This window comes from Dactylosporangium vinaceum (assembly GCF_019904175.1).
Taxonomy (GTDB): Bacteria; Actinomycetota; Actinomycetes; order Mycobacteriales; family Micromonosporaceae; genus Dactylosporangium; species Dactylosporangium vinaceum.
This window is the reverse complement of sequence record NZ_CP061913.1, coordinates 244,962-261,777: the sequence shown is the minus strand read 5'-3', so window position 1 is coordinate 261,777 and position 16,816 is coordinate 244,962. Positions and strand designations below refer to the sequence as shown.

General features: G+C 70.7%; 15 protein-coding genes. 3 read left to right on the top strand and 12 right to left on the bottom strand.

What is annotated here, in order from left to right; genetic code table 11:
• The first annotated feature begins 155 nt into the window (after window positions 1-155).
• Window positions 156-1,079 (top strand): polysaccharide deacetylase family protein, encoded by a 924-nt coding sequence (locus Dvina_RS01215; RefSeq protein WP_246655951.1) that lies wholly within the window; start codon window positions 156-158, stop codon window positions 1,077-1,079.
• A 50-nt stretch (window positions 1,080-1,129) separates the two neighbouring features.
• Here the strand turns inward: Dvina_RS01215 and Dvina_RS01210 are convergent, their stop codons facing one another.
• The 3 genes from Dvina_RS01210 to Dvina_RS01200 all read right to left on the bottom strand — a co-directional run bounded on the left by Dvina_RS01210 (window position 1,130) and on the right by Dvina_RS01200 (window position 5,358).
• Window positions 1,130-1,909 (bottom strand): hypothetical protein, encoded by a 780-nt coding sequence (locus Dvina_RS01210; RefSeq protein ID WP_223100531.1) that lies wholly within the window; start codon window positions 1,907-1,909, stop codon window positions 1,130-1,132.
• 136 nt (window positions 1,910-2,045) lie between these two features.
• Window positions 2,046-4,583, bottom strand: a complete 2,538-nt coding sequence (locus Dvina_RS01205; protein WP_223100530.1) for an ATP-dependent Clp protease ATP-binding subunit — start codon at window positions 4,581-4,583, stop codon at window positions 2,046-2,048.
• A 418-nt stretch (window positions 4,584-5,001) separates the two neighbouring features.
• Window positions 5,002-5,358: a histone-like nucleoid-structuring protein Lsr2 gene (locus Dvina_RS01200; RefSeq protein WP_223100529.1), complete on the bottom strand. Its 357-nt coding sequence runs from the start codon at window positions 5,356-5,358 to the stop codon at window positions 5,002-5,004.
• A gap of 338 nt (window positions 5,359-5,696) precedes the next feature.
• Between Dvina_RS01200 and Dvina_RS01195 the strand changes: the two genes are divergently transcribed.
• Window positions 5,697-6,419, top strand: coding sequence for a class I SAM-dependent methyltransferase (locus Dvina_RS01195; protein WP_223100528.1), 723 nt, complete (start codon window positions 5,697-5,699; stop codon window positions 6,417-6,419).
• Here the strand turns inward: Dvina_RS01195 and Dvina_RS01190 are convergent.
• On the bottom strand, window positions 6,416-7,177 hold the full coding sequence (locus Dvina_RS01190) for a type III pantothenate kinase (protein WP_223100527.1): 762 nt from the start codon (window positions 7,175-7,177) through the stop codon (window positions 6,416-6,418). The two genes, Dvina_RS01195 and Dvina_RS01190, sit on opposite strands and share 4 nt — an antisense overlap.
• A 44-nt stretch (window positions 7,178-7,221) precedes the next feature.
• Here Dvina_RS01190 and Dvina_RS01185 point away from each other — a divergent pair, with 44 nt between their 5' ends.
• Complete coding sequence (locus Dvina_RS01185) at window positions 7,222-9,156, top strand: hypothetical protein (protein WP_223100526.1); 1,935 nt, start codon at window positions 7,222-7,224, stop codon at window positions 9,154-9,156.
• On the opposite strand, the gene nadC is transcribed toward Dvina_RS01185, so the two are convergent.
• The 8 genes from nadC to Dvina_RS01145 form a co-directional block, all read right to left on the bottom strand.
• The gene (gene nadC, locus Dvina_RS01180; RefSeq protein ID WP_223100525.1) at window positions 9,153-10,031 is read right to left on the bottom strand and encodes a carboxylating nicotinate-nucleotide diphosphorylase; all 879 of its coding nucleotides are present in this window, start codon (window positions 10,029-10,031) and stop codon (window positions 9,153-9,155) included. The genes Dvina_RS01185 and nadC overlap by 4 nt on opposite strands.
• Window positions 10,028-11,665 carry an L-aspartate oxidase gene (locus Dvina_RS01175; RefSeq protein WP_223100524.1) on the bottom strand — a complete coding sequence of 546 codons (1,638 nt, stop codon included), beginning with the start codon at window positions 11,663-11,665 and terminating at the stop codon, window positions 10,028-10,030. The genes nadC and Dvina_RS01175 overlap by 4 nt, the downstream gene beginning before the upstream one ends.
• A 112-nt stretch (window positions 11,666-11,777) precedes the next feature.
• Entirely contained in the window at window positions 11,778-12,635 is an 858-nt protein-coding gene (locus Dvina_RS01170; RefSeq protein WP_223100523.1) for a septum formation family protein, read from the bottom strand.
• Between the two features lie 120 nt (window positions 12,636-12,755).
• The gene (locus Dvina_RS01165) at window positions 12,756-13,661 is read right to left on the bottom strand and encodes a septum formation family protein (RefSeq protein ID WP_223100522.1); all 906 of its coding nucleotides are present in this window, start codon (window positions 13,659-13,661) and stop codon (window positions 12,756-12,758) included.
• A gap of 97 nt (window positions 13,662-13,758) precedes the next feature.
• Window positions 13,759-14,226, bottom strand: coding sequence for an aspartate 1-decarboxylase (gene panD, locus Dvina_RS01160; protein WP_223100521.1), 468 nt, complete (start codon window positions 14,224-14,226; stop codon window positions 13,759-13,761).
• Window positions 14,223-15,026, bottom strand: coding sequence for a pantoate--beta-alanine ligase (panC, locus tag Dvina_RS01155; protein ID WP_223100520.1), 804 nt, complete (start codon window positions 15,024-15,026; stop codon window positions 14,223-14,225). The genes panD and panC overlap by 4 nt, the downstream gene beginning before the upstream one ends.
• Window positions 15,023-15,901, bottom strand: coding sequence for a Rossmann-like and DUF2520 domain-containing protein (locus tag Dvina_RS01150; protein WP_223100519.1), 879 nt, complete (start codon window positions 15,899-15,901; stop codon window positions 15,023-15,025). The genes panC and Dvina_RS01150 overlap by 4 nt, the downstream gene beginning before the upstream one ends.
• Before the next feature lie 116 nt (window positions 15,902-16,017).
• Window positions 16,018-16,563: a TetR/AcrR family transcriptional regulator gene (locus Dvina_RS01145; protein WP_223105245.1), complete on the bottom strand. Its 546-nt coding sequence runs from the start codon at window positions 16,561-16,563 to the stop codon at window positions 16,018-16,020.
• Window positions 16,564-16,816: the final 253 nt, after the last annotated feature.

Sequence of the window (16,816 nt, the reverse complement as noted above, 5' to 3'; positions counted from 1 at the left end):
CGACGCGCGGGCCGGCGGCACCGCTGAAGACGACTCCGGAGGAGACGTACAGGCTGCGGGGTTAGGTTGCAGGCCGTCCGGGTGTCGTTATTCACCGGAGCGGATGCCCCAAAGGGGTGGTACTTCAAGGGAATTCCGACGCTAGTCTCAGCTTCGTGCTTTCTACCGTCCGTCGCCTCGCCGCGATGATCGGCGCGGTCACCGTGCTCGCCGTCGCGGTTGCCGCCTGCGACGACAAGGCCGGACCCGGCCACGCCCAGTTCAACGGCGCCGCTGCCCCGTCGGCCTCGGCCGGCACGGGTGGATCGGACGCCCCCGGGGACGATGACCCCGCCGACGCCGGGACCGCCACGCCCGTGGTGACCGCGACGAATGCGGGCCAGCCCAGCGCGACCGCGACCGCCACGACGGCCCCGCCGCCGGCCGGGAACGCCTACACCGCGCGGCTGCCGAAGTTCGGGCCGCCGCCGGCGCCGGTGAAGATCGGCCTGCCGGAGGGGGCGGGCGCGCCGTACTTCTCGCGCATCCCGACCGAGCAGCCGGTGGCGTTCCTGACCATCGACGACGGCTGGGTCAAGCGCCCGGAGGCCCTGGAGCTGCTGCGCGAGTCGGGTGTGAAGGTCACGCTGTTCCTGACCATCAACGCCATCAAGGACAACCCCGGCTACTTCAAGCAGCTGCGCGACGCGGGCGCCGACATCGAGGCGCACACGCTGACGCACCCGAGCCTCAAAGGCAAGTCGTACGACTTCCAGAAGCACGAGATCTGCGGCTCGGCCGACCAGCTCAAGACCATGTACGGCGAGCGCCCGAAGCTGTTCCGCCCGCCGTTCGGCGACAAGGACGCGACGACGCTGAAGGTCGCGCACGACTGCGGGCTGCAGGCGGGGTTCTTCTGGAAGGAGACGGTCGACAAGGGGATCGTCCGCTACCAGGAGGGCAAGACGGTACAGAAGGGCGACATCATCCTCATGCACTTCCGGGACCGTTTCGTCGACGACTTCATCGCGGCGCTCCAGGCCATCTCGGCCGCCGGCCTGACCCCAGCCCTGCTCGTGGACTACCTGCCGGCCGGCTGAAAACCAGTGCCGCGTCCGGCCGGGCGGACTGCGGCCGGTGCGGCGTCCGGCTAGGCGAAGTACGCGTCATGTAATCGGGAGTATTCGGCGGCGCTCAAGGGCAACTCTGCCCTGAGCGCCGCCTTCCATCCCTCTGGAACAACGAACCAGCCGGGCCGCCGCAACAGTTGCTGCACAAAAGGTGGAATCGCCCGCAGGTCCTCGGTGATGTCGAGCCGATCCGCCAGGCGCGCGTCGATTCCCGGCAGATGCGCCAGCCGCCGCACCAGTTCGCGCTCGGCGCCGGACAGGCCGGCGACCACGGCCGGCACCAGATAGTCGGCGAGCTCCGCCTCGCAGCGCGCCAGCGTCAGCAGCCGCGCGCGCCGCTCGTGCGCCGGATGCTGGGCCAGCCAGACGGCGGTCAGCGCGACGAGGCCCGGCCACCCGTTCGTCAGCAGGTGCAGATCCGGCGCGAGGACATCGGCCGCCTCCGCGTCGGCGAAGGCGGCCGCCAGCACCTGGTAGGTCTCGTCCTCGGCGAACGCGAGCTCATCCGCGCGGACCTGCACGCTGCCCGGGATGGCGAGGTCTTCCACGGTGGCGAGCACCAGCTTCTGCCCGTGGTGACGGCGGAGGATGTCGTCAACGTCCGCGGCGGTGACGTCGTCGGCCGTGGCGCCGCTCCAGGCGTCCAGCAGGGTGCTCTTGCCGGCTCCGGCCCCGCCGGCCAGCACCACGATCCCCGGGGCCGCGTCCAGCCGGGCCAGCAGCCCGGGCCGCGCGATGGGCCGGGCGGCCGCCCGCCGCCTAAGTCGTCCGGACCCGAACGGAACCCGCCCCTTGCTCACGCCGCGCAACATACCCGGCGCGGACGGGCGTGAAGCATGCCGAGTCCCGAGTACGACTCTCAAAACTGACAAAAAGGCAGGGGCCGCGTGACGGAAACCCGTCACGCGGCCCCTGGAAACCGCTCAAACGCTCCGGTCAGGCCGAGGCGTCGTCCGAAGAAGCGCCGCCGGCCAGCTCGGCCGGGACCGCGTCCGGAACCGCGTCCGGCTGCTCGGCACCGCTGAAGACCAGCTTGGCCTTCTCGAACTGGGCCGGGTCACCCTCGCAGTCGATGACCACGATCTGGCCCGGGCGCAGCTCGTTGAACAGGATGCGCTCGGACAGGGCGTCCTCGATCTCGCGCTGGATCGTGCGGCGCAGCGGCCGCGCGCCCAGCACCGGGTCGTAGCCCTTGTTGGCCAGGAACTTCTTGGCGTTGTCCGTCAGCTCCAGACCCATGTCCTTGTTGCGCAGCTGGGTCTCGATCCGGGCGATCATCAGGTCGACGATGCCGAGGATCTGGTCCTGCATGAGCTGGTGGAAGACGATCGTGTCGTCGATACGGTTGAGGAACTCCGGACGGAAGTGCTGCTTCAGCTCGTCGTTGACCTTCTGCTTCATCCGCTCGTAGTTCGACTCGTTGTCCTCCGACGCCTGGAAGCCCAGGGACACGGCCTTGGCCACGTCACGGGTGCCCAGGTTGGTGGTCAGGATGATCACCGTGTTCTTGAAGTCCACGATGCGGCCCTGACCGTCGGTGAGCCGGCCGTCCTCCAGGATCTGCAGGAGGGTGTTGAACACGTCCGGGTGGGCCTTCTCGATCTCGTCGAACAGCACCACCGAGAACGGACGCCGGCGGACCTTCTCGGTCAGCTGGCCGCCCTCGTCGTAGCCCACGTATCCGGGAGGCGCACCGACGAGGCGCGACACCGTGTAACGGTCGTGGAACTCGGACATGTCGAGCTGGATGAGCGCGTCCTCGGAGCCGAAGAGGAACTCGGCGAGCGCCTTGGACAGCTCCGTCTTCCCGACGCCGGACGGGCCGGCGAAGATGAACGAGCCGGACGGGCGCTTCGGGTCCTTCAGGCCGGCCCGGGTGCGCCGGATCGCCTTGGAGACCGCGCGGACCGCATCCTCCTGGCCGACGAGGCGCTTGTGCAGCTCGTCCTCCATGCGGAGCAGGCGGGCCGTCTCCTCCTCGGTCAGCTTGTAGACCGGGATGCCTGTCCAGTTGGCCAGGACCTCGGCGATCTGCTCGTCGTCGACCTCGGACACGACGTCCAGGTCGCCGGCCTTCCACTCCTTCTCCCGCTGCGCCTTCTGGCCCAGCAGCTGCTTCTCCTTGTCGCGCAGCTGCGCGGCCCGCTCGAAGTCCTGCGCGTCGATCGCGGACTCCTTGTCCCGGCGGACCTGGGCGATGCGCTCGTCGAAGTCGCGCAGGTCCGGCGGTGCGGTCATCCGGCGGATGCGCATCCGGGCCCCGGCCTCGTCGATCAGGTCGATCGCCTTGTCCGGCAGGTAGCGGTCGGAGATGTAGCGGTCGGCGAGGGTCGCCGCGGCCACCAGGGCGGCGTCGGTGATCGTCACCCGGTGGTGCGCCTCGTAGCGGTCCCGCAGGCCCTTGAGGATCTCGATGGTGTGGGCCAGGGACGGCTCACCCACCTGGATCGGCTGGAAGCGCCGCTCGAGGGCGGCGTCCTTCTCGAGGTGCTTGCGGTATTCGTCGAGCGTGGTCGCGCCGATCGTCTGCAGCTCGCCACGGGCCAGCATCGGCTTGAGGATGCTCGCCGCGTCGATCGCGCCCTCGGCCGCGCCCGCCCCGACGAGGGTGTGGATCTCGTCGATGAACAGGATGATGTCGCCGCGGGTGCGGATCTCCTTGAGCACCTTCTTCAGGCGCTCCTCGAAGTCACCGCGGTAGCGGGAGCCGGCGACAAGCGCACCCAGGTCGAGGGTGTAGAGCTGCTTGTCCTTGAGGGTCTCGGGCACCTCGCCCTTGACGATCCGCTGGGACAACCCCTCGACCACGGCGGTCTTGCCGACGCCGGGCTCGCCGATGAGGACGGGGTTGTTCTTGGTGCGGCGGGACAGCACCTGCATGACCCGCTCGATTTCCTTCTCCCGGCCGATGACCGGGTCGAGCTTGCCCTCGCGCGCGGCCTGGGTGAGGTTACGACCGAACTGGTCGAGCACCAGGCTCGTGGACGGGGCCGCCTCGCCGGGGGCGCCGGTGCCGGCCGCGGCCGGCTCCTTGCCCTGGTAGCCGGAGAGCAGCTGAATGACCTGCTGGCGGACCCGGTTGAGGTCGGCGCCCAGCTTGACCAGCACCTGGGCGGCGACGCCCTCACCCTCTCGGATCAGGCCGAGGAGGATGTGCTCGGTGCCGATGTAGTTGTGCCCGAGCTGCAGGGCTTCCCGCAACGACAGCTCCAGCACCTTCTTGGCGCGTGGCGTGAACGGGATGTGCCCGCTCGGCGCCTGCTGGCCCTGGCCGATGATCTCCTCGACCTGCTGGCGAACACCCTCCAGCGAGATGCCGAGGCTCTCGAGCGCCTTGGCCGCCACGCCCTCACCCTCGTGGATGAGGCCGAGCAGGATGTGCTCGGTGCCGATGTAGTTGTGGTTGAGCATCCGGGCCTCTTCCTGCGCCAGGACGACAACCCTTCGTGCTCGGTCGGTGAACCGCTCGAACATCCCTGCTCCTCACGTGCCGTGTCCGTCGCCGCCGCTTCTCGCGGAACCCTGTTTCAGAGGGTCGCCACGCCGAAGCTCTGTCGGACGCCAACGTGACCGTGCCATCACTCTATCGCCGAGGGCCGACTCATTGCGGGGTGTGCGGCGTTGCCGCTCCCCGCGAACCGTCGCCGGCGTCCCCGGTCCGTCGCTGACTACCCGCCGGGAACGTCGTGTACCCGGTGTTTCGCTCAACGGTCCCACCCGGCCGCCTGTTCCTGCATCCCGTCGCGTACGCCAAGAGCGAAATCTGGGCCCCGGATACGCCACACCCACCGTAACCGAACAGCTACGGTGGGTGTCTGAAGTCTCTGGAATCGTACGTGTCCGAACAAACTTCGCGGGCGGTCCGCTTCCCCTACGAAACGGTCAACGCGCGCTATCGGCCCGCCTCGGCGTTAAAACGGTCGACGATTTCCTGCTTGATGCGACCACGGTCGGACACCTTGATGCCCTTGTTCTGTGCCCATTCCCGAATCGCCTTGTTCTGCTCGCGATCGGCCGCCGCGCCGCCCCGGCCGCGCGCGCTCGCCGCACGCCCACCGACCACCACGCCACCCCGCCCGACCTTGGTGCCGGCGGCCAGGAAGGGCTTGAACGCATCGCGCAGCTTCGTTGCGTTCTTCTTGGACAGGTCGATCTCGTACTGCACGCCGTCGAGCGCGAACTTCACCGTCTCATCGGCTTCTCCGCCGTCGAGGTCGTCGACCAGCACATGGATGGTCCGCTTGGCCACTGTCGTATTCCCTTCGAGGAAGTCCGCCCCGCGTTGTGCGAATGCAAAGATAACGTAGTAAGGCCGCGCCGCGTCAACGGTACGCCAAAACCGGTCACTCGCACCAAGGCCAAAGGGTTCGTTTCACTGAAGCAAACGTCAACCGATTCGCCGGTGCCCCTGACCGGCCGGATCCGGGCGCGATGCACGAGGTCCGGACGGCGGTGCGACCTGCACGTGCGAGTTCAAAAATAGCCCTGAAGCAATGCCGCCCGTACAGATCCGTGTCGGTCGCATTGCTATGTGTGATCACCAACATCGCGACGCCCGAGAATGCCCCGCGGCGTACGGTTGGCGGCGTGGACTTCAGCAAACACGCGTCTTCCTTCGGGGCGGCCGCCGACCTCTACGACCGAATCCGGCCGCGCTATCCACTCGACGCCCTGCGGTGGGCCGTCGGAGAGCCCTCGCGGCGCATTGTCGACCTGGGTGCCGGCACCGGCATTCTGACCCGTCAGCTGCGCGAACTCGGCCACCGGGTCATCGCCGTGGAACCCGACGACGAAATGCGCCGCCAGATCGACGGCGACGCCCGGGCCGGCAGCGCCACCGACATTCCGGTCGATGCGGAAAGTCAGGAGGTGGTCACCGCCGGCCAGGCGTATCACTGGTTCGCCGGTGAGCCCGCCCACACCGAGATCGCCCGGGTGCTGGAGCGCGGCGGCTGCTTCGTGCCGATCTGGAACGTGCGCGACGAGTCGGTGCCGTGGGTGGCCGCCCTGTCCGAGGTCTTCGACGGCAACCGCGCACGGGCGGCGATCGACGAGCGCTCGTTGCCGGCTGAACAGTTCGGGCCGCTGTTCGGTACCCCCGAACTGAAGCTCTTCTCCTGGAGCACGCCGCACACCATCGACTCGCTGGTGGAGCTGATCCGCTCCCGCTCCTTCTACCTGGTGGCGGACGCCGACACGCGGGTGGCACTGGAGCAGCAGGTCCGGGAGCTGGCCGGGCGGACCTTCGGCGCGCAGGAGCGCTTCGAGCTGCCTTACGTGACGTACGCGTACAGGACGAGGAAGCTCTAGGTATTGCGCTCGAAGATCAGGCGGAGGCCGATAAGCGTGAGCATCGGCTCGTGATGGGTGACACTCTGACACTCTCCGATCACGATGGGGGCGAGGCCGCCGGTCGCGACGACGGCCTTGACCTCCCCGCCGAGCTCCGCGGTCACCCCGCGGACGACCCCGTCGACCTGCCCGGCGAACCCGTAGACGACGCCGGACTGCAGGCACTCCACCGTGTTCTTGCCGATCACCCGGGGCGGCTTGACCAGCTCGATCTTGCGCAGCTGCGCCGCGCGGGCGGCGAGTGCGTCGACCGAGATCTCGATGCCGGGCGCCAGCACGCCGCCGAGGAACTCCCCGCGGGCCGACACGACGTCGAAGTTGGTCGAGGTGCCGAAGTCGACGACGATCGAGGGCCCGCCGTAGAGCGTGTAGGCCGCCAGCGTGTTGGCCACCCGGTCGGTGCCGACCTCTTTGGGGTTGTCGATGGCCAGCTGGACGCCGGTGCGCACGCCGGGCTCCACGACCACTGTCGGCACGTTGCCGTAGTAGCGCTGCAGCATCGTGCGCAGCGAGCGCAGGGCGGCGGGCACCGTCGAGCAGGCCGCGATCCCCGTCAGCGACACCGCGTCGGTGGCCAGCAGACCCCGGTACAGCAGGCCGAGCTCGTCGGCGGTGTCGCGGGCGTCCGTCTTGATCCGCCACGAGTGGACGATCTTCTCGCCCTCGAACGTGGCGAGCACCGTGTTGGTGTTCCCGATGTCGATGCAGAGCAGCACCCCGGAAGCCTAACCAACGACAGTTCAATTACGATCGCGTGCCAATGATCCCGAACGCCCGGGCACTGCTCGCGCTGCTGCCGGTGGCCACGCTGGTGTTCGCGGCGGTCGCCCTCCGCCCGCGGGCCGAGGCCGACCGCACCCTGGCCGTCGTCCGCGCGTCAGTCGCCGTCGCCGCGGGGGCGGTCGTCGGCGCCGAGGTGTTGTCGCTGTTCAACTGGGTGTCGCCGGTACCGTTCGCGCTCTTCTGGCTCCTGAGCGCCCTCGGTACCGGCTGTCTGGCCTGGCGCTCGCGGCCCGGGCTGTCGGCCGCGCGCCTGCGCGAACGGCTGGCGGGCGGGTGGCCATCGCTCAACCGGGCCGACCGGGCCGTCGCGGTCGCTGCGGTGGTCGTCGGGCTGCTCGTGGTCAGCGAGCTCGTGCTCGCCGTGGCCAGTGCGCCGAACAACTTCGACTCCAACAGCTACCACCTCGCGAAGATCGAGCACTGGGTGGCCAACGGCAACCTCGACAACTTCGCCACCGTGCAGACCCAGCAGATCATCCTGGTGCCCGGCGCCGAACTGCTCCTGCTCCACCTGCGCCTGCTCACCGGCGGCGACGGCCCGTTCAACCTGCTGCAGTGGGCCGCCGGGCTGCTCGGCGCGCTGGCCGTGGCCCGGTGCGCCCGTCAGCTCGGCGCCGGGCGGCTCGGGCAGTGGCTGGCCGCGGCCGTGTTCCTCACCGCCCCCGCGATCGTGCTGGAGTCCACGAGCACCCAGAACGACCTGATCGTCACCGCCTGGGTCGCCTGCGCCGCGACCGTCGCCCTCGACGCCCGGGACCGGCCGACGAGGTGGGCCGGCCCGCTGACCCTGGCCGGCGCCTCGGGCCTCGTCATGGTGACGAAGTCCACCGGCGTCATGGCCCTGCTGCCCGTGCTGGCCTACTGGGCCGTCCAGCAGATCCGGACAAAACGCCTCCTGCCGCTCGTGTACGGCACCAGCGCCGTCATCCTCGCCTGTATCGCGCTGGCCGGGCCGTCACTGCTGCGGGTCCAGGAGGCGTTCGGCTCGCCGTTCGGCCCGCCGGAGTATCGCGAGGCCCTCTCCACCACCCGCCACGACCCGCCGGCGATCCTCGTCAACGGCTTGCGGCTCGGCGCGTCGACGCTGCTCAGCCCGGTGGAGGCGATAAACGAGGCGATCAGCGGCACAGTCGTCGGGGTGGCCGACGCGGTCGGCGTGAACCCGAACGACCCGGGCATCACCCAGTGGCGCAGCATCTTCCCCGGCGACCGGTGGAAGCCCGACGAGGACCGCTCCCCCTACCCGGTCCAGTCCGCCCTGGTCCTGCTGGCCACCGCGCTCGGCCTGGCCTGGCGCCGGACCCGGGGCTATGCGCTGCTGGTCCTCGGGGCGCTGCTCACCACGGCCGCGATCGTCAAGTGGCAGTACTGGGGCAACCGCCTCATCCTGCCCGCGTTCGGCCTCGCCACGCCGCTTGCCGGATACATGCTGGAGCGGGCGGTGCGGGTCGGCCGGGCGTGGCTCAGACGGTCGCTGGCCGCGCTCGTGGCCGTCGTCATGCTGGCCGGGGCCGCGCACGGGTACGTCGCCGTCTACTACGGCCAGCCCCGCCGGCTCGTCGGGCCGGGCTCGGTGTTCGAGCTCGACGCGTGGCAGCAGCGCTTCGCCCGGATGCCCGACCAGGCCGCCGGATACCGCACCGCGATCGAGCAGGTGCGCGCGGCCGGCGCCGAGCGGGTCGGGCTGGTGATGGACGGGGACCTGTGGGAGTACCCCCTGCAGATCGAACTGCGGGACCGGCAACTCATCGAGCTGCAGTCCAATGTGCCGGGCCATCCACCCGGGGACGTCGCGTCGGTCGATGCGGTTGTCTGCGTGGGTGGCCAGGAGCCGTGCCGGCGGATCGTGCCCACCGGCTGGCAGTACAACCGCATCGACCAGTTCGTGACGACGGCCTTTCCGCCCCGCTAGTGCAGGCGCAGGTCCATGGCGATGTCCAGGATCGGCGAGGAGTGCGTGAGGCCGCCGACGGAGAGGTAGTCGACGCCGGTCGCCGCGTATTCGGCCGCCGTCGCGAGGGTCAGGTTGCCCGTGGCCTCGAGCTCGGCCCGGCCGCCGACCGCGCTGACGACCTCGCGGAGCGCGTCCGGCTTCATGTTGTCGAGCAGCAGGAACGTGGCGCCCGCGGTGACCGCCTCGACGGCCTCGCCGACGGTGGTGACCTCGACCTGGACCGGGACCTCCGGGAATGCGGCCCGCACCCGCTGGTAGGCGGCCGTGATGCCGCCCGCGGCCAGCTTGTGGTTGTCCTTGATCATGGCGACGTCGTAGAGGCCCATGCGCTTGTTGGTGCCGCCGCCCGCCCGGACCGCGTACTTCTCCAGGATCCGCAGCCCCGGCGTGGTCTTACGGGTGTCCAGGACGAGCGCCTTGGTGCCCTCCAGCAGGTCCGCCCAGCGGCGGGTGTGGGTGGCGACCCCGGACATGCGGCACAGCAGGTTCAACGCCGAGCGCTCGGCCGTCAGCAGCGCCCGGGTGGGCCCGTGGATCGTCGCGAGCACGTCGCCGCGCACGACCCGTTCGCCGTCGCGCTTCTTGACTTCTGCGGTGGTACCGCCGGAGCACGCCTCGAACACCGCGACGGCGACCCAGAGCCCCGCCACGACCCCGTCCGCGCGGGCCACGATGTCAGCGTCGTCGAGCTGCGCCTCGGGGATGGTGGCGACGCTCGTGACGTCGAGCCGGTCCGGCCCGAGGTCCTCGGTCAGGGTGCGCTCGACGATGTCGGCCACGGCCACCGGATCGAGGCCCACCTTGCGCAGCTCGGCCTCGGTTTGCAGCTTCACACGTCCTCCCAGGTTTCCGTGAGCGCGCCGGCGTCGTCGAGAGCGGCGAGGAAGTGCCCCCGGTAGACGTCGCTGGCGTCGGGAAAGTCCTCCCGCCAGTGGCAGCCCCGGGTCTCCTGCCGCTGCATTGCGGCCGCGACCAGGGCACTGGCGACGGTGAGCAGGTTGCTCGCCTCCCACGCGGCCACGTTGGCGGCGGCCCGATCGAGCGAGAGCTTGGTGAGTGCCTGCGCGGCCTGGTCGAGCGAGTCGGCGCTGCGCAGGACGGAGGCGTGGGCCGACATCGCGGCCTGCAGCTGCGGGCGGATCGCCGGGTCGGCCGACCAGGACGGCAGGTCGACGCGGACCGGCTCGGTCTGCTCGGGCAGCCCGCGGGCGATGTCCTCGGCGATCCGGCGGGCGAAGACGAGGCCCTCCAGCAGCGAGTTGGAGGCCAGGCGGTTGGCGCCGTGGACGCCGGTGCAGGCAACCTCGCCGCAGGCGTACAGGCCGGGGATCGAGGTGCGTCCGTGCAGGTCCGTGCGCACGCCACCGGACGCGTAGTGCGCGGCCGGCGAGACCGGGATCAGGTCGGTGACGGGGTCGACGCCGGCCGCGCGGCAGGAGGCGACGATCGTCGGGAAGCGCCCCTCGAGGAACTCCCCGCCCAGGTGCCGCGCGTCGAGCCAGACGTTGTCGGTGCCTTCGGCGCGCATGACCCGGTAGATGCCCTTGGCGACCACATCGCGCGGGGCGAGCTCGGCCAGCTCGTGGCGCCCGACCATGAAGCGGTTGCCGTCGCCGTCGCGCAGGTAGGCCCCCTCGCCCCGCAGCGCCTCACTGACAAGCGGCTGCTGCGAGTCGTGGTTGCCGAGCGCGAGCGCCGTCGGGTGGAACTGCACGAACTCCAGATCGGTGACCCGGGCCCCGGCCCGCAGCGCGAGCGCGACGCCGTCGCCGGTGGAGACGATCGGGTTGGTGGTGGCCGCGAAGATCTGCCCCATCCCGCCGGTGGCCAGCACGACCGCCCGCGCCTGCACGGCGCCGACGCCGTCCTCGGCCCCTTCCCCGAGCACGTGCAGGGTGACCCCGCAGGCCCGCCCGTTCGCGTCGGTCAGCAGGTCGAGCACGAGCGCGTGCTCGATGAGCCGGATCCAGGGGTCCCGGTGGACGGCGTCGTGCAGCGCCCGCTGCACCTCGGCCCCTGTCGCGTCCCCACCGGCGTGAATGATCCGGTTCGCATGGTGGCCGCCCTCGCGGGTCAGCATCAGCGACCCGTCGTTGTTCCGGTCGAACTCGGCCCCCCACCGGATCAGCTCCCGGACCCGCGTGGGCCCCTCCCGCACCAGCACGTCCACCGCGAACGGGTCGCACAGCCCGACCCCCGCCACCAGCGTATCCTGCGCGTGCGCCTCGGGCGTGTCGAGCGGGTCGAGCACGGCGGCGATCCCGCCCTGCGCCCATCGCGTGGACCCGTCATCGATGTTCACCTTGGTCACCACCGTCACGTGGAGACCGGCCTCGCGCAGGTGCAGCGCGGCGGTGAGCCCGGCCACCCCGGACCCGACGACGACGACGTCGGTCGGCTCCGACCACCCGGGCGGTGGCCCGGCGAGTCGGCGCGGGACGATCGGCCCGTTCAAGCCTGCTGTCATCACTACAGTCAACATCACCGCCCGGTTACGCGGATGGTGATGTCCGTCGCCCCGCGGTAACGCGGGCGTTTCATCGGCTGGTGGCGGGCTGTCGAAATGCCGGCGGCCGGGCTCAGGCCAGTGGTAGTGGCGCGGTGCCGAGGTTGCGCACCGAGGACCGCAGAGGCTTCGCGCTCATCAGGTAGCAGGTGAACGCCTGGTCGCTGCCCAGCCAGTCGTTCGCCGTCTTCGGCCCCACCGCGGCCGGGCTCAGGTCGGCGCGGTCGGCGTTCGCGGGCAGGCCCAGGTAGGTCAGGCCCACCGCGGTGCAGCCGCGGGTCGCCGCCGACTTGACGCCGGCCTCGTCGAACGGGGCCTCGGGCGGAGTGATCGTGTAGACACCCGCGTACTCGCCGTCGTGCGGTGACGTGCACTCCACGTACTGCAGGTCGGCGATGCAGGCGGCGGCCAGGGCGGAGGCTCCGGCCAGCGCCCCCTTGAGCGAGCCGGCGCGCGGGGTGAACCGGTCGCCGGCCGGGCCGGTCACCGTGGCCACGCCGCAGCCGTAGAAGCCGTCGGTGGCCGGCTTGATCCACGCGGCCACGATCTGGACGCGGGCGGCGTGCCAGTCGCCGCCCAGGAAGGCCGGGCCCTCGACGACGCAGACCCGGCGGGCCTGGGCGTACAGCACGGCCTGCACGACCTTCACGTCCTCGCCCTTGGCGTCGTCGAGGCGGTGCAGGAGATCCTTCGGGACCTGGCCGATGTGGTACAGCTCGACCGTGTGCGCGTCCCCGCAGCCGATCGCCTCGCCGGGCCAGGGCAGCGCCGCCTTCGCCCCGTCCGCGTCGACCTTGTAGCAGGTGCCGGCCGTGGGAGTACCGGCCGCGGGGATGTCCGGAATGTCCCGGCCCTGGCCGCGCTCGTACATCCAGTACAGCCCGCCCCCGACGAGCACCACGATGACGGCGATGAGCGCAGCCCGCTTCATGAGGAAGCAGTCTGCGTTACCCGCCGGTAACTGTCCACCCCGCACGTACGGCGGCAAAGGAAACGCCCCGGGCAGCAGCGCAGGCCGGCCCGGGGCGCAGAAGCGGGAAGCGGAGGCGCGTCAGATGGCGCCGGAGCCGATGTTCTTGATGGACTTCGTGACCGTCTTCTTGTCGAAGAGCATCGCGTAGCAGCGGGCCGTGCGGTTGCCGCGGTTCCAGTTCTCCTCGTCGACCATCCAGAAGCCGATGCCGACCTGCTGGTGCTGGGTCAGCTGGGAGGCGGTCATGCCGAGGTACTTCGCGCCGAGCGCCTCACAGCCGGGGCGCATCGCGGTCTTGCGCTCGTCCGAGTTGGTCGGGAACGGGCGGTCGGTCGAGCTGTAGGTGCCGACGTACTCCATGTTGTGCGTCGCCGTGCAGCTCGTCGGCGTGTAGTCAAGCCAGGTCTTGCCGTCGGTGTCGTAGACCTCCATGGCGCAGCCCAGGGCCAGCGACTTGTCGCCGCTCAGCGTGCCCTTCAGGCTGCCCGAGCGGCTGACCGGCTTGTCGCCGTCGCTCACCACCTCGGCCAGGTCGCAGCGCAGGTAGCGGGCGCCGGCGCCCCACTGGGTCGAGGACGGGACGATGACGAGCAGCTCGAGGCGGCCGTCGTGGTAGTCGCCGCCGAGGAACTTCTCGGCCTCGCTGTTGCACTTGGCCCAGCCGTCCTTGAGGGCGGCACCCTTCGGCGGGGTGCTGCCGCTCGCCGCCGCGCCCGTGAGGTCGCCCACGTAGAACGTCTCGCTGGCGTGGGAGGTCGAGCAGGAGTCGACCGCCTTGAAGGAGTACAGCGTGGTGGAGTCGGTGGCGAAGTAGTCGACGGTCGTCGAGTAGCACCCCCCGACCGGGGGCGGCGGGATCTTCGGCGCCGCGAGCATCGCCCAGTCGTCGGTGATGTCCTTGTCGGTGCCGGCGGGCGTACCGCAGCCCGCCAGGACGGCCAGGGCCATTACCGGCACCAGCGCCGCGATCAGCTTGCGCCCCATCGTCGTCTGTCCTCCCCCGGGCCCGGCTCGATGCCACGGCAGTCTGCCCAACCATAGACGTGGTTGGCAACAAGCCGATAAACGCTGCTAAGCCCGGTTAAGAGCGGACGAGGTCGCCGCGGACGGGAGAACCCACCATTCCGGGCACGGCGTCCGCGGGGTCGCCGCCGACCTCGAGCACCCGGTTGTCGGCATCGACGTGCACGATGCGCGGTTGGTAGGTGCGGGCGGAAGCCGGCGCCGGCCGATGACGCCTCCACAGCCTGGGTCGCACGGCAGCGTCGTCCATCTGAGCGTACGAAATCACAATGACCAGATCGCCGGGGTGCACGAGATGGGCGGCGGCGCCGTTGATGCCGATCACGCCGGTGCCGCGCGGGCCGGCGATGACGTACGTCTCCAGCCGCGCCCCGTTCGTGACGTCCACGATCGCCACCTGCTCGCCGGACAGCAGATCCGCGGCCTCCATCAGGTCCTCGTCGATTGTCACGGATCCGACATAGTGCAGGTCGGCCTGGGTGACAGTGGCCCGGTGGATCTTCGATTTGAGCATGGTGCGGATCACGGCAGTTCCACTCCAACGTTGTCGATCAGGCGAGTGCTGCCCACGCGGGCGGCGGTCAGTGCGCGGGCCGGGCCGTGGTCGGGCGCCGGGCCGAGCATCGGGTCGGTCAGGACGAGATAGTCGAGCTTCACCTCGGGCACCGCGGCGAACTCGGCCAGGCCGGCCTCGATCGAGCCGGTGGCCGCGGTGGCCCGCAGTGCCCGGCTGAGGACCAGGGCCGACTGCCGCTCCGGCGGGGAGAGGTACCGGTTGCGGCTCGACAGCGCCAGCCCGTCCGCCTCGCGCACGGTCGGCACCCCGCGCACGTCGATCGGCAGGTCGAAGTCGCGCACCATCGCCCGGATGAGCGTGAGCTGCTGGTAGTCCTTCTCGCCGAAGTACGCGTAGTCGGGCCGGGTGAGCTGGAGGAGCTTGTTGACCACGGTGAGCACCCCGTGGAAGAAGCCGGGCCGGCTGGCGCCTTCCAGCACCGTGCCCAGCGGCCCGGGCTCGACCCGCACCGAGGGCTCGCCCTGCGGGTACATCACCTCGCGGGTCGGCGCGAAGACCAGGTCCACGCCCTCGGCCCGGGCCAGCTCGAGGTCGGCCTCCATGGTCCGCGGGTATCGGTCGAAGTCCTCGTTGGGCCCGAACTGCAGCGGGTTGACGAAGAGCGTCATCAGCACCGACTTGGCCTCGGCGCGGGCCCGGCGCAGGAGCGCGGCGTGCCCCTCGTGCAGGGCGCCCATGGTCATGACCACCGCCACGTCGCCGGGCAGCGATGCCGAGCGCAGGTCCGCGCGGTCCGAAACGACTCTCATGTGACTGGCTCTTTCTCGGAGGCGCTCAGCACGTCGAGCAGAGGGGCGGCGTCCTGCGGGCGCAGGCGACCCGCGGCGATCACGCGGTCGGCGGTCCGGCGGGCCAGGGCGAGATAGGGGGGTACCGAGCCCGGCGCGACGGCGTCGAGCGCCTGCAGGTGTTTGCGGACCGTCCCGGCGTCCCCGCGCGAGACCGGCCCGGTGATCGCGGCGTCGCCCATCCGCAGCGTGTTGTCCAGGGCCGCACCCAGCAGCGGGGCGAGCACGCGCTCGGGCTGGTGCACGCCGGCGTCGCGCAGCCGGTCCATCGCCTCGGCGACCAGGGTGGCGAGGTGGTTCGCGCCGTGGGCGAGCGCGGCGTGGTACAGCGGCCGCTTCTGCTCCTCGACCCATTCCACGACCCCGCCGAGGTCGCTGACCAGCCTCGCGGCGAAGGGGCGCAGCTCGTCGGGGGCGGTGACGCCGAAGGAGATGCCGGCCGCGAGCCGGTCGAGGTCGGCCGCGGTGCCGGTGAAGGTCATCGCCGGGTGCAGCGCGAGCGGGAACGCGCCGGCCGCGGCGACGGGCGCCAGGACGGCCAGCCCGTGCGCGCCCGAGGTGTGGGCGACGATCTGGCCCGGACGTATCGCCCCGAGATCGGCCAGACCGGCCACCAGACCGCCCAGCGCGTCGTCGGGCACGGCCAGGATGAGCAGGTCGGCGGCGGCGGCCACGTGATCGGCCGGCAGCACGCGGGCCTCGGGGAGCAGAGCGGCGGCGCGCGCCTTGGAGGCGGCCGAGACCGCGACGGCGGCCACGAGCGTGTGACCCGACCGGGCCAGAGCGGCGCCCAGCACGGCACCAACTCGCCCGGCACCGATGATGCCGACTTTCATGCTCGATCCAGTCCTCGAAAGTGGGGTACCGGTCGATCACGAGTATGCGTCGCAGTGGGCAAAGCGGACAGTTGTTGTGGGATTCTCAACAGCCCGCCTCGCCCACCGGGGCAGCATCAGAGCCTGTGGTGCAGGTATTCCTTGATGAGCGCCTTGGCCTCGCCCAGCACGACGGGGTCGCCGTCGGTGGACTTGCGGAAGGCCAGCTTGATCAGGGCGTCCGCCGCCTCGACGGCGATCGCCAGCACGAACTGCAGCCGCTGCGCGTCGAGGATGCCGAAGCGCTCGATGAGCAGGCCGGACAGCTGCGAGACGATCACGTCGTTGTTGTCCCGCTCGTCGTCGAGCAGGTGAATGTCCACGACGTCGCCGAAGTGCAGCGTGCGGAAGCCCGGCACCGTGCGGTGCATGTCGATGTACTCGTCGATGGCCGCGTCCACCGCGTCCCACCAGTGCGCGATGCCCTCGTCGGCCAGCCGGGCACCGAGGCGCTCCAGGTAGCCCTCCAGGCTGCGCAGGGTCAGGGCCTGCACGATGGCCCGCTTGTCCGGGAAGAACTGGTAGACGGAGCCGATTGCCACGCCCGCCCGCTCGGCCAGCAGCGTCGTGGTGAGGCCGTCGTAGCCCACCTCGTCGACGAGCTCGGCGCAGGCGTCGAGCATCCGCCCGACCCGCGCCACGCTGCGCCCCTGCACCGGCACTCGGCGCAGCGGCTTCGTCCCGGCACCGGCCGACGAGCCCTTTTCAACCTGGCCTCGCGCCGGATCGGTCCGCTCCGCCAGCCGATGCCGGGTGGTCTCGCCCTCGCCACGTTGAAAAGGGTTCACTGTCTGCGTCGCCACCCGGTCTTCCCCCTCTACCTCGTCGGGCCTGGCCGATAGGCCAGTTGCCCGCCTTTGAAACCTACTCACGTCA

Coding starts and splice junctions, on each gene's coding strand:
- Dvina_RS01205 (WP_223100530.1), bottom strand. CDS start 4,583: ATGTTCGAGCGGTTCACCGACCGAGCACGAAGGGTTGTCGTCCTGGCG.
- Dvina_RS01185 (WP_223100526.1), top strand. CDS start 7,222: ATGATCCCGAACGCCCGGGCACTGCTCGCGCTGCTGCCGGTGGCCACG.
- Dvina_RS01175 (WP_223100524.1), bottom strand. CDS start 11,665: ATGACAGCAGGCTTGAACGGGCCGATCGTCCCGCGCCGACTCGCCGGG.
- Dvina_RS01170 (WP_223100523.1), bottom strand. CDS start 12,635: ATGAAGCGGGCTGCGCTCATCGCCGTCATCGTGGTGCTCGTCGGGGGC.
- Dvina_RS01165 (WP_223100522.1), bottom strand. CDS start 13,661: ATGGGGCGCAAGCTGATCGCGGCGCTGGTGCCGGTAATGGCCCTGGCC.
- panC (WP_223100520.1), bottom strand. CDS start 15,026: ATGAGAGTCGTTTCGGACCGCGCGGACCTGCGCTCGGCATCGCTGCCC.
- Dvina_RS01150 (WP_223100519.1), bottom strand. CDS start 15,901: ATGAAAGTCGGCATCATCGGTGCCGGGCGAGTTGGTGCCGTGCTGGGC.
- Dvina_RS01145 (WP_223105245.1), bottom strand. CDS start 16,563: ATGCTCGACGCCTGCGCCGAGCTCGTCGACGAGGTGGGCTACGACGGC.